We start from the raw sequence: 13,222 nt of genomic DNA, 5'->3' as shown, positions 1-13,222 counted from the left end.
TACCGTTGCAGCGATACGCGACAGCACCTAGAATGACGGCATCTTGACCAATTTTGGGAGCATCGCCGTGGCTGCCGCCGATCCATCAATGCCGTTCTCGCCCTGCGATCCCGCAGCAGGGTCATGTACCGACGTATCGGTCGGAATCCTTCAGTGGATCTTCGGCCCGGTCGTCGAGAAGCTGACTCAAGGGGCAAGCCCTGACGCTGTTGATGCCAGTGTCAGCGTGATGGCCTCGATCTTCTCTGTCTTCAATTCGGGCCTACTGGTGGTCGCCAGCCTGATCGTCAGCTACGTCGCCGTCATGGGCGTGACGAACACTGCGAACGAAGGCGAGGCGATGGGACGGAACTGGTCTTCACTCTGGACGCCTGTACGGATCGTTTCAGGCGGAAGCGTGCTGCTGCCAACCACAAGCGGCTACAGCTTCATTCAGCTCATCGTGATGATGTTCGCGCTATGGGGTGTGGGTTTCGCCAACACCTTGTTCAAGATCGGCACAGAGAACGGGATCATCAACGGCGCACTCACCGCGACCAGTGCCCAGATGGGCCTTGGCAGCGGGGCCAAGCCGAACCCGAACTATCCCTTATATGACATCCGCCAATTCGCGCAGGAGTACTTAGCCGTGGCGTGGTGCAAGCGCACCGTGAACGCCTCATTTTCAGGCTTCGGCGGCGGCACGCCGAACGTCAGCGCAGCCGGAACACCTGACCAGACCATTGCCGAAGGCGGCAGCAAGAAGGCAATGATCTATCAGGCGAAGGATCGAAATGCCGTCACCAATCTGGGTGGCGGTGTGCCGCTTTGCGGCTCGGTGAAGGTCTACAGCTATTCGGCTCCGGCTGCCATCGCCGCTGAAACTACCACGTCAGCGGCGTCCATCTTTGATCCGGCCAAGATTCAGGATAACGCCTCGGCCATGTCGGCGATCCGTGTCGCCGCTCTGAACGCCAAGGCGACCGCCGTCAACAAGGTGATGCAGGACATTGAGGTGTGGGTTGGCGAATGGCCCGCGACCATCAACGAATCCGGTTGGGAAAACGTCACGAGCGACCGTTTCAACCAGATCGTCAATCAAGCCCAGAGCACCCTGACCGCAAGCCTGACTGCTCAGATTGCAGCCGACACCACGCTGCAACAAATCATGCAGAAGTACGTTACCGACATCACCAAGGATGGCTGGGCAATGGCAGGCGGTTTCTATCAGCGCCTCGGCGGCATCAAGGAAGAGCTGGGCCGCATCTATGCCGAAAACGTCGCACAGGCCACCGCACCGAACCTCAACACCCTGCCGCAAGGGCCGCATTCCTCCCTTGCGGCCAACAGCTACACCACCGTCTACAACACCATCATCAGCAAGTCGCTGACCGGGGGAAGCTACACCACGCCCGACACCCCTCGGGCTGCTGATCTCAAGTCGAACCTGATCCCATCGTCCCTCGACGATCTCAGCATCGACACATTGGGCAGCCGGGGTGACAGCTTCATGAGCGGCTTCGTGCAGTGGGGCATGGAGCGCGTGACCAGCACCATGATCGGCACCGATGGCGACGTGGACGCCATTGCTCGCATCAAAACCACGGGCGATGTGCTTGCGCTGCTGCAATCGACGGGTTTTGCTGCCGACCGGCTGATCCACACCTCGCTTTCGGGCCTGAAAGCCGCTGCGGCAGCGGTAGGCAGCGTCAGTTTCATGGGCAACAAGGTCGATGCCACCCCGTTGGCCGACACCTTCCTGAACTGGGTGATTTACAACTTCCTGACCCCGCTGGCCGAAGTCACAACGTGGCTCGGGCGGCTCGCGTTCTATTTCGGCGTGTTCCTGCCGAGCCTGCCGTACACCATCTTCATGGTCGCGTTTGTGGGCTGGCTGATGGCGGTGCTCCAGTCGATCATTGCCGCGCCCCTGTGGGCGGTCATGCACATGACGCCTGACCGCACCTTCGTCGGCAGCCAGACGCAGGGCTACCTGCTCCTGCTGTCGCTCTTCATCCGCCCGGCGCTCATCATCACCGGCCTGTTCGCCGCGATGATGGTGGCCAATCCCGTGGTTGGGTACATCAGCAAGGCATTCTGGGCGATGTATCACGCCAACGTCACCTCGGCGGAATCGCTAGGCTGGTTCATTGAATTTTTGCAGTGGAAAAATTGGCTCATCGTGTACGGGTTCGTTCTGCTGCCCGTGATGTACATGATTTTCGGGCTGTCGCAGAGCTTGCCGGACACCGTGCTGCGCTGGATCGGCGCTGGCATCAGCTCGATGGGCGAAACCCAAGCTACCGAGCAGATGCGCGGGCAGTCGGAAAAATATGGCCCCAGTGCGTTGCGCGGCGGTGCGTCTCCGGGCCAACCCGAGGCAAAAACACCGAATAATCGCCTGAACGGTGACTCTGGAGGCGCAGGCAGTCTAAGCGGGCCGAGCGGCCCCACTGGCAACGGTGGCGGTGGCCGCAGCGGTGGCGGCAACCACCCGCGCCTGCTGAATGCCAACGGACAAGGGGTAGCACCGCAGCACGACACCCCGGCGCCGTCCGCATCGAGCAGCTCCGCAGCGCCCAGCGGGCCGACGCGCAGCACCTCCACCGCATCGTCCAACACCGGGTCGTCTCTCAACACCGGCTCACAAGGCGTGGTCAGCCGCTGGGGTAACAGCGAAGACATCACCGACGCTGAATTCGTCGAAGTGAAAGACACGGCCCCGCGATCTGGTACTACCTCACGCCCCTCATCCACAGGGGAAAAAGCCAGCAACGCCGTGCTCGCTCTTGGCTCCGCTGGTGTCATCAGCGCGGCATCGAACACAGAGAACGTCAACGATGACGGCATTGGCGGCAGCGGCTTGCATTACGACAGCCGCTACAGCCCGCCACCCGCTGCACAGGCGTCCTCAGTCATCAACCACGGCGACACCACAGCAAGCGGAGGACAACCGGCATGAGCTACCAGTACGACTACAACGCCGAGGCCACCGGCCACGTCATTGGGCTGCGGCGTGGATACGAACAGGGCTTTGAAGCGGGCGAAGTTGCAGGTTGGAACAAGGCCATGCGTGAGTGGAACACCGAAGTCGAAACGCAGTGGAACCCGCTCGTTGACCGCCTCACTGCTGAGCGAGACGAGGCCATCCGCGCCCGCGATGAACTGCTGGAGCAGGTACGCCATGCAGGCCAGCAAACCCGCAAATGGCACAACGCTTTCTACAGCGTGCTGTGCGCCCTCGATAGCGCAATGGACGTGCTACAGCACGCACCGCAGGACATGCGCACTCGGATGATCCTCGATTACGCCAAACGTGCCGAGTACATGAAAGACAAGGGCTGGATCGACTCGATGCCGCAGGAAAACAGCGTCCTGCGCTCACGCGCCCGCCCAACCGCTGACCAGCTCCAAGGATGGTGGGATCAAGTCCTCCACCACGCGAAGAAGGCAGCGGAAGCCGACCGTACCCAGTCCCCCAGCCCATAAGGAGAGCCGCAGATGCTGACCCATTCCCTGATCCCCGACGCTACCGTGCTGGCCATCCTGCTAGCTGTCGCTGACACCGTTCTGGCCCAGCGAAAACGCCGCAAACACACCCGGAGGGCTTTCGCATGAACCTCAAGAACGGCGCGAAACGCGCAGCCAAATTCACGTTCGTCGTGATGCCGCTTTCGATCCTCGGCTGGCGACAACTCCGGGCGAACAACGGCTACATCCGTGACCTGTGGCGCACGCTGCGTCATCCGCAATGCCCCGAGTGCGGTCGCGGTGTCATGCACCTGCCCGCCAATGCCCAACCCGATGAAAAGGCGCTTTATCCGTGGGAGTGCTCTGCCAAATGTGGTTTCGGCGTACTGGCCCCGCAAGACCCGGCAGAGATTCGCCACATCGTGCAGGCACGATCCGAGACACGCGGCAAGCAACGACTGGCGTTTCTCGGCGACCCTGAGCGCGACAAGCTTATCACCAGCCATCTGCGCAAATCCCGCGCCTATTGGGTGGTGGTCGCCCTCGTCTTTTTGATGGCCGCATGGCAACTGGCTATAGGCGCTCCAATGATGGTTGTCCTGAGCGTGCTGTGCATGTGTCTGCCGTTCTCGATCCACGCGATTCGCTGGAGCTATCGGGCGTGGCAAGTGCGCTCCGGCACGCTGTTCGTGGAAGGCGCGTTTGGCCGCTACGTCCGCGACATGCTCTGGGTTCGGGGGATTCAGTGATGGCCCAGATTCAATCCATCCTACTTCGCCTTGGCCGCGAGCGTGTTACCAACATCTGCTGCGTGCTCGGGACATGTCTCGCCTTGTTCGTCGAGCGCGATGCGCTGATGAATGGCCCGCCTGCTGCCCAGCTCGGAACCATCGCCCTCGCCATCGTTGTCCCGATCTTGTACCTGACGCCGCTGGTCTGGCTCGTTTACCGCTACCTCGTGAGGCCCGCCCATGAAAACCGCTGACAGCTATCTCGTACTGCGCGTCTCGTGGCTGCGCGAGCACGATCAGGTTATTGCTGAGCTGGCCGAGCTGTGGTTCGACCGGCAGGCCAAGCAGCAGCCTGACCCCAAGCCCATCAAGCCCATGCGCATCAGGGCACAGCACAACAGCGACATCAGGAGCCATGCCCATGCGTAGCAAGCACTTCATCACAATTGCTGCGGTGGCGTTTTCCAGCATCGTCTGCGCCCAGATGCCCGTCCCGCTGCTCGACAACGAGCCAGCCGCACCCAACGCAACACTCTGGGCCGTGGCTGGCCCGATGTTGCAGGCCGCGCTGGAGTGCCGCGAAGACCTGCCCGACCATCCAGCCACACGCGCCCTGCTGCCACGCAAACCAGCAGGCGAGGAACAGCACTACCGGCTGACACCGCCCAACGGGTTCAAGGTATTCGGTCTGCCGGTGGCCGAGATTGAGGTCTGGGTCGATGACGGCAACGGCGAACTGGGCCACGGCTACACCTCACACATCCGAGGCAGGACGCTGGCCGAAGTTGCCAAGGCGGCCAAGCTGAACAAGGGCAAGAGCTTCCCCAACCGCAAAACGTCGATGGGCAGCCTGATGGCCGATCAGCCATTTGGCCCGGAGTCGGTGCAACTGACCTGCACCATTGACGGCAGCTACGCCGCCCACGAAAACGAGTACCGGGAGCCATGACCATGCACAAGCTGCTTGCTCTGGCCGCACTGGTGGCCGTGACTCCGGCACTGGCCGATACCTGCATGGTGTCGCCAACCGAGAAACAGACCGTCTCCGGGCGCTTCGGCAAATTCCGGGGCGGCGGTGCAGGGAACTTCGGTAGCGCCAACCAGAAGCCGCACATGCACGATGGTCTGGACTTCTCGACCAGTGGCGCGTCGCAGCCTCTGTACGCCACAACGGACGGCAAGATCACCTTCATCGGCAACCGGCGCTCGGCAGGCAACGCGATCCTCATCGAGCGCAGCAATGGCGACGTGGTGGCGTACTACCACATGAGCGGCTTTGCCACCGGCTTGAAACAGGGCATGGAGGTCAAAGCCGGGCAGTACATCGGCCTGTCCGGCAACACACCCAGCGACGCGATGGTGAAGCACCTGCACTTCACCTACGGCACCGCGCAGAAAGATGAGGCCCGCGCCAAGGCTTTCACTCAGAGCGCATCGAAAGGCACCTTCAACCCCGGCCAACTCCCGTCCGCCTTCAACCAGCAACAGGGGATCGGCTGGAAGACCGACCCAGCCCCGTATTTCTGCGCGACTTTCCCGATCCAAGACGGCAACCCGCAGCACTACCCGATTCTGGGCAAGGACACCAAGGAACAGCACGCGATCCTGTTTGGTAGCGTCCCTCCGGGCGGCGTGGCCCCGAACGTCAAGTTCGAGCCAGCACAAGTCGCTGCGGCGAATGCGGACGCGGCGCTGGCCGCTGCCGAGGGCAAGTCTCCCGCCGAGTGGCTGTCTGACAAGGACGGCTACGGCACGCTACCGACCGCGCCGATTGGTGGTTACGACACGATGTCCACTCACGAAATGCTACTGACAGAGGCGGGGCGTCGGTTCAGCGACGCCGAATGGAACAACAACATCACCAAGGTATCCAGCCGGGCGCTCTGGGTAGATTTCAACCGCGCAGTAGGCGTCAGCAACTACATGGCCGAAGCGATCTATCGGAAAAAGGAGCGGGTCGAAGCCCTGCTGGCTATCTACACGTCACAGAAGACCGAGCGGCTGCGCAAGCAGACTGCCGCAGCACATGATCGGGCGCAACGCGGTGACGTTTCGCGCAGCATCAACTGAGGGCGCTCCAATGTACAACGCACCATCTATCGACATCGCCACGATGCCTATCGCAGACAAGGTGCATCGCTATGCAAACGCCAAGTACTACAAGGCCCTGCTGGACGCACTGCAAGCCGCAGCAAATGAGGTTGGGTGTGATTTTGCACTGTCATCTCGTGATGCTGCATACATCCCGGAGGACATCTATGAGCATCTGGCCTTTAACTTGGTATTGGCCCGTGAGCAGTATCTAAGGCCAGCCATTGGCTCAATTGCCCATTATGAGAATGCAGAATCCGGCATGAAAGATGGCTATGCCCATCTACTGCTCAGGGATGTCTTGTCGGCCCTCTCAGAACTGGGCCTGAAATGGAGGATCAGGAGCATCGAGTATTACGACCGGGAAGGCTTACAACGGGCACAGGCTCGCCGTACAAATGGGGGGTTCCCACCCCTGCCAGAGCCTGCTGCATCAGCTCCATCCATTAAAGCCGATGTGTCCAGGCTGGCAGATGAGTTTTTCAACGGGCTGGATACGCCCAAGGAGGACATCCCAACATGAGTACAACTGCCAAGATCGACTTCGCGCCGGGCCTGTTCGATGAAGCTGTGCCGCCCGAAGAGAAGAAACCCACCCCTAACTTGGAAGACTCTTTTCCGAGCACCTACAAACCCAAAAGCTTTTGGTGGTGGTACAGAAAGCAAATCCTCACCACGCTCGCGCTGCTGACAGCGGCTGGAGCTGCCGCGTACTTTGTCATCAACCACCAAGCGGACACATCGCCAGTTGTTGAAGGCCCGTTCCTGCTGCCCACAATTAACCAGCCGAAGGCACAACCTGTCCTCACAACATCGGCTCGGTCATGCTACGGAGACGAAGCCATCTGCACGACAGCCGTCACTGATCGCCCTGCCGACATGATGACCTCGCTGGTCGCCATGTTGCCGAAGGCGGAAAAAGACAGGCGATACCGGGTGTCGGTCGTCATCGAGGAACTGGGCGAATGGCCTCAATCTGGCGACTGAACGAGGATCGTGTCGAGTTCGAGCGGGTAACGTCCGCTGTACTCGATGCCGATCCTGATGGCACCTACGTCATCCAGCAACCGGACAACACATTCCGGCTGCGCATCGGCAACGCCCCCACTCTCGCAGTCGGCGAGCGGTTCACCGTGGCGGGCATCGAGTTCGACACCGCCGAGATCGAGTGTCTGCATTTCGCAGATTGCGTATAGTCACAGCTATCAGCCAATCAAGAGCACCAAACAATGCAATTCAAAGTCACGCTCTACGTGAATAAGTCGTTGGGCGGGATCACAGTCGAAGGGAACACCGTCCAATGCCTCCGGCGGACAGACGAGCGCACAGCCACAGGACGCCGACGCCAGCGAGTCATCTGCACCATCGACCGCTGGGCATCGGAGCTTTCCGCCGAAGCCCGCGAACTGCTCACCGAAGAAGAGCAAGCGGAATGGGCCGCATGGAAGGTTAAACACGATGCGGAGTACCGCAAAAAGCAGCTTGGTATCGCCCTAGATGCAGTCACCAAGACGATGGAAGCGGCCACCACGGCGCTACGCGAGTGCGTGGCTAAACCTGCTGACCCCGCTGCAATGTGGGCCGCCATCGAGGCGCTATCTGCCGAACTGGAGAAGGCTGGCCACGAGAAACCTAAGCGGCCACGAGGCCGCCCACGGACGAATGATGACGACGACGATCAACTCATCGAGCACTGGCCGATGGGCACTCAGCCGCCTCTGCCGAATTTCGCCCCACCGGGCACAGAGGCACACCGCCAGTACCAGAGCCTGCTCGACAACTTTGAGGCATATCGCCGGGCAAATGAAGATAGCTAGCTATATAGCTATCTAAAATGGAATGCTCTCATCCCACGGAAACCGTGCCGCCTGCTGCTCTGCCACCTTGGCCTGAGCCTTGATCTTCGTTTCCAACGCCTTGATGAAGCGGATGGATGCCGCGACGTGGTTGAAGATCAGCAGGCTTTCCTCGTAGTTCAGGATCGGGTTGTCGTGTGCAAGGCTCTTGTTGTTGCGCACATCATTGAAGGCTTCCAGCACTGAGATACTGGACTTCAAAATGCGCTCGGTCATGGCCGACTCAAGGTGGCCACCTTCCCGGAGCGCCTTGACGTACTCGCCGAAGACACTGTGCAGCGGCTTGTCACGAGTGATCGTGATGCCGTGCGGCTCGCACGTCACACGGATGAACTTGTTGACGAAGGTATGTAGTCGATCCAGCCCGCCCTCGGGCTGGTTCTTCTCGATGGCTTCGCGGACATGCTCTGCCACCACCTCGAAATCCCGCTCATCTGCGATGGCGGTCAGCGCATCCAGCTCGGCCACCGGCTGGTCACTGAGAAGACGCTGGGCAATCTTTCGGCAGTCGTCGATCAGCAGCGGATTGCTGTCGCCAAAGCACTGCTCATCGGTCGCATACTCGATCAGCCCGCCAATGACCCGCCCCACGACATGATTGCCATCCACATCCCAGAAGGTACGCATCCGATTGGCCTTGGACGTACCCCGCGCCTTGTACCGTTCGGCATCAATCTCGACCCGGTACTCATCGAAGAAGTCACCGAAGGTGCGGTCAGAGAAGTTCAGGACATAGCCGCCACCCATACCAAGCAGCTTTTCCAGCTTGCGACGCTCACTTCCGCTCAGATCGGACATAGCTCCCCTACGCCATCTTGATCCACGCCATACCGACAAGGGCCGTCAGGACAAGCCCGGCAAGCACGGTGCTGGCATAGTGGATATACAACCGCCGCAACGCCCAGCGCACAGGCCGGGCTTCTGCCCGTCTCTGCTCGGCAATGAGTTGGGCACAGGCTCGATCACGGGCCTGCAACTCCGATGTGGCACGTTCCTCGGCGTAAAGAACTGCGGCCAGATAGTCGAGCATCCGGTGCTCGGTGATGTTCTGCTTCCACGTCTCGACTTTGACTAACGCTCCGGCCAGCATGGGTCTGGATCGGCCTTCGCGATGCTCGGGGTCGGTGTAGTCGAAGACCAGACCGAACTGCTCATAAAACCAGTTGCGCCGTGCCTTGTTGTCACCATGCCCCTGTCCGGCCAGCAGCTCGATACCATTGACGGTCGCCTCGGGCCACTGCTGCACCCACTGGACGATCTCATTCATCAGATAGGTGCCGATACGCTGACCATCCAGCCCCGGCAAATCAAGGAATACAGCCCCTTTCGACATCGAGGTCGAAGTCAGCGACACAGCGTTGAAGTTGCGCGAGTAGCTGCCATCAAACCGCCCTTTTCCACCATCCCGGTGCGAAAACTTGGCTGTGATGCGCTGGTAGGAAAGCCGAATGGACGCCTCGTAGATCGTCCCATCCCGAGGATCGCGCCGATAGGTTTCCTCCCGCTCGACAAGCACCCAGCCTAATGCCTTGTCATCCGGGCGATCCTTGTCTTTGATCTCCAGCACGAGGATGCGCGGCTTTACGCTCTGGCCCTCGCGCCACCCGTTGTCGAAAGAAGGCAGCGCCATCGTCTAAGCGGTCTGCTTGATCTCGTCGGCCACTTGGCGGCAGACGGCCCGGACATCGAGCGAACCAGATGCGATAGCCTCAAGGGTGCCGTCATCAAGCGACTGCACAATTCGGGTAGCCCGGCGCTCCAGCTCCTGACGAGCGATGCGCTCCCAGTCGCTAACCTCCAGCAGTGATGCCAATGCCGCTTCATCAGCGCGTCCATACCCGCGCAAGACCTCTGAAAGCGCCTCAGTTGTGGTTGTCACCATCGTCCGGCCTCCAAGCCCGAATGATCGAGAACGGGCAATCAGCCCAGTCGTGCCGCCTCGGCGGCGATGTGCCCAGCCAAAGCCGACACGAATGTCTTGAGGCTGGTCATCGACGACAGCTCCGTGAAGTTGCCAGTATCCACCGCACTGCGTTCTGCCGCGATGACGGCAGCGGTCGTGTAGAGCTGCTCCTGCACCAATCTCTGACACAGCAAGTCATACCGCGTGAGATACGATGCCCCCTTGAACTCCTCGAAGACCGGGAAGTGCGGCGACGAGTCCCGAACGGGACGGCGGGACTCCGGCGCATCTTCGACCATCATCAGCCAGCCGACGAACGGGCGTGGCTGCTTGCCGAATGCCTCTTCCCGGTAGGCTGTCCAGAGGTCATGGGCTGTTCCGATGGCTTCCTCTGTACGGTTGTTGAAATTGTTGCTGAACGATGGCCCGACGTGGCTTTTCAGTTCGATGGCTGCGATCAGCTCGCCCTTGTAGATCACCAACAAATCCCACAGCTTTGTCGGGCGGAAGTAGCCGGGCAGGGTCAGCATCGCCCGGTTCTGGTGAATCTCGGCGTGGGCCAGACCATTGGCCTTGATGACATCGAGCACCAAGGCCAAGAATCCGTCCATGTTCTTGCCGCCTGTGACGCCAGCGCGTTCACCTTGGTCGGCCTTGCCTGACTCAATCTGCTTTTGCCGTGCAGCTTCACGGTTGCCCCAAAACGCCTTTACGGCGTCGCGGGCCTTCTGTTCGTAATCGACAAGATCAAGTGCCATTTATTCTCCATTGCCCCCAAGGGCAGATCGTTCTTCGTGGCTCAGCCCGTAGAGCCTGAACACAGCCCGGTTGCAGGCTTGCACGTCCCGCTTGATGGCTGCCTCAGCCAGCTCGCGGCGTAGCGGTTCAGGCACATCGGCCCAGCGTGGGATACGGATGCGGCGCAGGTATTGCGCTTGGAAGCGCAAGAAGCCACCTCGCATTTTCGTTGAGTACGTGGCCACGAACAGGCGCGAGACAGCGGACAGCAGCACAGCTTGCAAGGCCCGCAAATCCCAATCGTCCGAGGTAACGTAGTAAAGGTTATGGCTTGGATACAGCTCACCGCCCTCGAAAACAATGTGCGACTCACCCTTGATGTCAGGGATCAACAGCTTGGGCCTCGCAGCCAGCGCCGGGGTAATACGGTCAATCGTGCGATACCAGTTGGCAGGAGCCTTCTTCGCGCAATGCCGACCGGCAATCACATCCCGGCGAGCCTCAAGGTAGCGGCGCAGACGCGGATACTCGCCAAGATCGACCAGCCCTCCAGACTCGGCGAAGGGGTTGATGACCCCCTGACCACGCCACTGCACTTCGCCGGTCATGATGTCTTTGGTTGTCACCAGCGGCAGCTTCCGATCAGGCTCGACATCCAGCGACTCGAAGTCGCCGATGAATGCCTTGTCAGCGCCGGTCGCAACACCAATGCCAACCTTGCACCCAGCCTCCTCGAGCAGTGGGAACGCGCCCTCCAGACGGCGAATAAGCGCCATCTGGTCAGAAGACTCCAGCAGCCACGGCTCCGCACCATTGGTCACACGGGCGAGTTCCCGCACCGGGCCAGCATCCTTCGGAAGTGTCGGTGCCGACAGCAGGCCAGCCAGCGTGGTCAGCGTGGCCCGGTCTATGGACGGGCGGTGTGCGATGCGCGTCGCCCCGCCCCCCTCACGGCTGATGATGGTGATGGCCGGATAGGCGATTACATCGGAATGGAAGGCCGGTGTATCCACCATATCGACATAGACTTTCAGGTGGAACCGTTCGGCAACAAGGCTACGCAGTGGCCCACCGTAGCGGTTCTTCATCCAGCGATCCGCGCAGATAAAGCCCAGATTGCCGCCAGCAGACAATGCCGTCAGCGACCGCTCGATGAAGGGAATGTAGATGTCCGCCCGGTCATACATCGTCTGATAGCGGCTGCGGTACTCGGCCAGCAACGGGGCCGGAATCAGCTCAGGTCGAACGTAGGGAGGATTGCCCACCACGAAATCGAACTGGCCCTCCAGCGGAGCCAGCAGGAAGTCACCCTGCAACAGCCAGCGGTCAGCCAAGGCCGTCGCAGCATTCGCCGACAGCCCCTCACGCTTGAGCAGCGCGACAACGGCAGCGTAGGTGCTGCGGAAGGTGTCGTGGTGCAATTCCACCGCCCGGATGGCGTCGCCCAAATCATCGACCTCAGTACCATTGGGCCTTGCTGCTCGCCATGCACTCAGCAGCCGCAGAATGATCGGCAGCAAGAAGTCCCCGCCACCGAACGACGGTTCCAAAAGCCGTTTTTCGTGCAGCGGTTGATCCTCGGTATAGCCAGCCAGGTCGAGGATGAAATCGACCACCTCAGAGCGCGTGAAAATAGCCCCTCGAGCCTCGAGCCCCCCTTCCGTTGCCAACGCCTCGGTCGCGGCCATGACAGGGCATACAGCAGCGGCAACAGGCTTATGAGCAACACTTGGCGCAAATGCCATGAATGACGACCTCACTAAATCATCGGCGATGCGCCGCGCTCTGGGCGCACCGCACCAACGTGCTTGTAAATGGTGGCGCGTGAAACGCCATAGCGTTTCGCCACGTCGGCGACCTGAATATCAGGATCACGCAAAAGCGCCTTGATCTCACGGACTTGCTTGGCGTCCAGCGCGGGCTTTCGCCCGCCCTTGCGACCACGAGCACGAGCAGCAGCCAAGCCTGCTTGAGTCCGCTCCCGAATTAGATTCCGCTCGAACTCGGCCAAGGCCGAGAACAAGTGGAAAGTCAGCTTCCCAGTTGCACTGCCAGTTTCGATCCGTTCCGTGACGCTCTCGAAGCCAACACCGCGCTGCTCCAACTCCCCCACGATGCGAACCAGATCGGGGAGCGAACGGCCTAACCGATCCAGACGCCAGACCACCAACGTGTCTCCCGCACTCAGGGCGCGAAGACAGTAATCCAGAGCAGGCCGATCAGCAGACTTCCCGCTGACCTTCTCTTCGTAAATGTCGGCACATCCGGCACGGGTCAAAGCATCCCGTTGTAGGTCGAGCCGCTGGTCATCCGTTGAAACGCGGGCATAACCAAGACGCTTTCCCATACCTTTACCAAGCGTAGATAAACAGACGGATATTTTTACACATAAAGACCGATTCCACACGGGCTTTATGTGTCGTTTTCAGAAGACGGCTGCACTGAACGTCAGA

The 13,222-nt window shown here is 60.4% G+C and carries 17 protein-coding genes; 11 read left to right on the top strand and 6 right to left on the bottom strand.

Annotated elements, in window-relative coordinates; all coding sequences use genetic code 11:
• Positions 1-67 precede the first annotated feature (67 nt).
• From ACFIQF_RS23660 to ACFIQF_RS23610, 11 genes are all read left to right on the top strand, one after another.
• The gene (locus ACFIQF_RS23660; protein ID WP_058177642.1) at positions 68-2,941 is read left to right on the top strand and encodes a DotA/TraY family protein; all 2,874 of its coding nucleotides are present in this window, start codon (positions 68-70) and stop codon (positions 2,939-2,941) included.
• Positions 2,938-3,468 carry a FliH/SctL family protein gene (locus ACFIQF_RS23655; RefSeq protein WP_058177634.1) on the top strand — a complete coding sequence of 177 codons (531 nt, stop codon included), beginning with the start codon at positions 2,938-2,940 and terminating at the stop codon, positions 3,466-3,468. The genes ACFIQF_RS23660 and ACFIQF_RS23655 overlap by 4 nt, the downstream gene beginning before the upstream one ends.
• Before the next feature lie 125 nt (positions 3,469-3,593).
• On the top strand, positions 3,594-4,199 hold the full coding sequence (locus ACFIQF_RS23650; protein ID WP_101617776.1) for a hypothetical protein: 606 nt from the start codon (positions 3,594-3,596) through the stop codon (positions 4,197-4,199).
• Positions 4,199-4,435, top strand: coding sequence for a hypothetical protein (locus ACFIQF_RS23645; RefSeq protein ID WP_101617779.1), 237 nt, complete (start codon positions 4,199-4,201; stop codon positions 4,433-4,435). Before ACFIQF_RS23650 ends, ACFIQF_RS23645 begins: the two co-directional genes overlap by 1 nt.
• Positions 4,422-4,610, top strand: a complete 189-nt coding sequence (locus ACFIQF_RS23640; RefSeq protein WP_101617781.1) for a hypothetical protein — start codon at positions 4,422-4,424, stop codon at positions 4,608-4,610. Before ACFIQF_RS23645 ends, ACFIQF_RS23640 begins: the two co-directional genes overlap by 14 nt.
• On the top strand, positions 4,603-5,130 hold the full coding sequence (locus ACFIQF_RS23635; RefSeq protein WP_101617784.1) for a hypothetical protein: 528 nt from the start codon (positions 4,603-4,605) through the stop codon (positions 5,128-5,130). Before ACFIQF_RS23640 ends, ACFIQF_RS23635 begins: the two co-directional genes overlap by 8 nt.
• On the top strand, positions 5,127-6,251 hold the full coding sequence (locus tag ACFIQF_RS23630; RefSeq protein WP_043496661.1) for a M23 family metallopeptidase: 1,125 nt from the start codon (positions 5,127-5,129) through the stop codon (positions 6,249-6,251). The genes ACFIQF_RS23635 and ACFIQF_RS23630 overlap by 4 nt, the downstream gene beginning before the upstream one ends.
• Positions 6,208-6,795: a hypothetical protein gene (locus ACFIQF_RS23625; RefSeq protein ID WP_141656754.1), complete on the top strand. Its 588-nt coding sequence runs from the start codon at positions 6,208-6,210 to the stop codon at positions 6,793-6,795. Before ACFIQF_RS23630 ends, ACFIQF_RS23625 begins: the two co-directional genes overlap by 44 nt.
• The gene (locus ACFIQF_RS23620) at positions 6,792-7,259 is read left to right on the top strand and encodes a hypothetical protein (RefSeq protein WP_015060235.1); all 468 of its coding nucleotides are present in this window, start codon (positions 6,792-6,794) and stop codon (positions 7,257-7,259) included. The genes ACFIQF_RS23625 and ACFIQF_RS23620 overlap by 4 nt, the downstream gene beginning before the upstream one ends.
• On the top strand, positions 7,238-7,468 hold the full coding sequence (locus tag ACFIQF_RS23615) for a hypothetical protein (RefSeq protein ID WP_015060234.1): 231 nt from the start codon (positions 7,238-7,240) through the stop codon (positions 7,466-7,468). Before ACFIQF_RS23620 ends, ACFIQF_RS23615 begins: the two co-directional genes overlap by 22 nt.
• 33 nt (positions 7,469-7,501) lie before the next feature.
• Entirely contained in the window at positions 7,502-8,089 is a 588-nt protein-coding gene (locus ACFIQF_RS23610; RefSeq protein WP_016245702.1) for a hypothetical protein, read from the top strand.
• Between the two features lie 12 nt (positions 8,090-8,101).
• Here ACFIQF_RS23610 and ACFIQF_RS23605 read toward each other — a convergent pair whose 3' ends face one another.
• Genes ACFIQF_RS23605 through ACFIQF_RS23580 form a run of 6 tightly spaced genes read right to left on the bottom strand, consistent with a single transcriptional unit; the run spans position 8,102 to position 13,116 of the window.
• Entirely contained in the window at positions 8,102-8,926 is an 825-nt protein-coding gene (locus tag ACFIQF_RS23605) for an abortive infection family protein (RefSeq protein WP_015060232.1), read from the bottom strand.
• 7 nt (positions 8,927-8,933) lie between these two features.
• Complete coding sequence (locus ACFIQF_RS23600) at positions 8,934-9,758, bottom strand: hypothetical protein (protein ID WP_004356309.1); 825 nt, start codon at positions 9,756-9,758, stop codon at positions 8,934-8,936.
• 3 nt (positions 9,759-9,761) lie between these two features.
• Complete coding sequence (locus ACFIQF_RS23595; RefSeq protein ID WP_004356308.1) at positions 9,762-10,010, bottom strand: hypothetical protein; 249 nt, start codon at positions 10,008-10,010, stop codon at positions 9,762-9,764.
• 38 nt (positions 10,011-10,048) lie between these two features.
• A complete protein-coding gene (locus ACFIQF_RS23590; RefSeq protein WP_004356305.1) occupies positions 10,049-10,789 on the bottom strand; it encodes a type-2 restriction endonuclease in 741 nt (246 codons plus the stop codon).
• A complete protein-coding gene (locus ACFIQF_RS23585) occupies positions 10,790-12,514 on the bottom strand; it encodes an Eco57I restriction-modification methylase domain-containing protein (protein ID WP_203452583.1) in 1,725 nt (574 codons plus the stop codon).
• Positions 12,515-12,528: 14 nt separating this feature from the next.
• Entirely contained in the window at positions 12,529-13,116 is a 588-nt protein-coding gene (locus ACFIQF_RS23580) for a recombinase family protein (protein ID WP_011222055.1), read from the bottom strand.
• Between the last annotated feature and the right edge of the window lie 106 nt (positions 13,117-13,222).

The organism is Comamonas trifloxystrobinivorans, from assembly GCF_043359985.1.
Classification (GTDB): Bacteria; Pseudomonadota; Gammaproteobacteria; order Burkholderiales; family Burkholderiaceae_C; genus Comamonas; species Comamonas trifloxystrobinivorans.
Note: the sequence above shows the minus strand (reverse complement) of the source record. Positions and strands in the feature narration are given on the sequence as shown.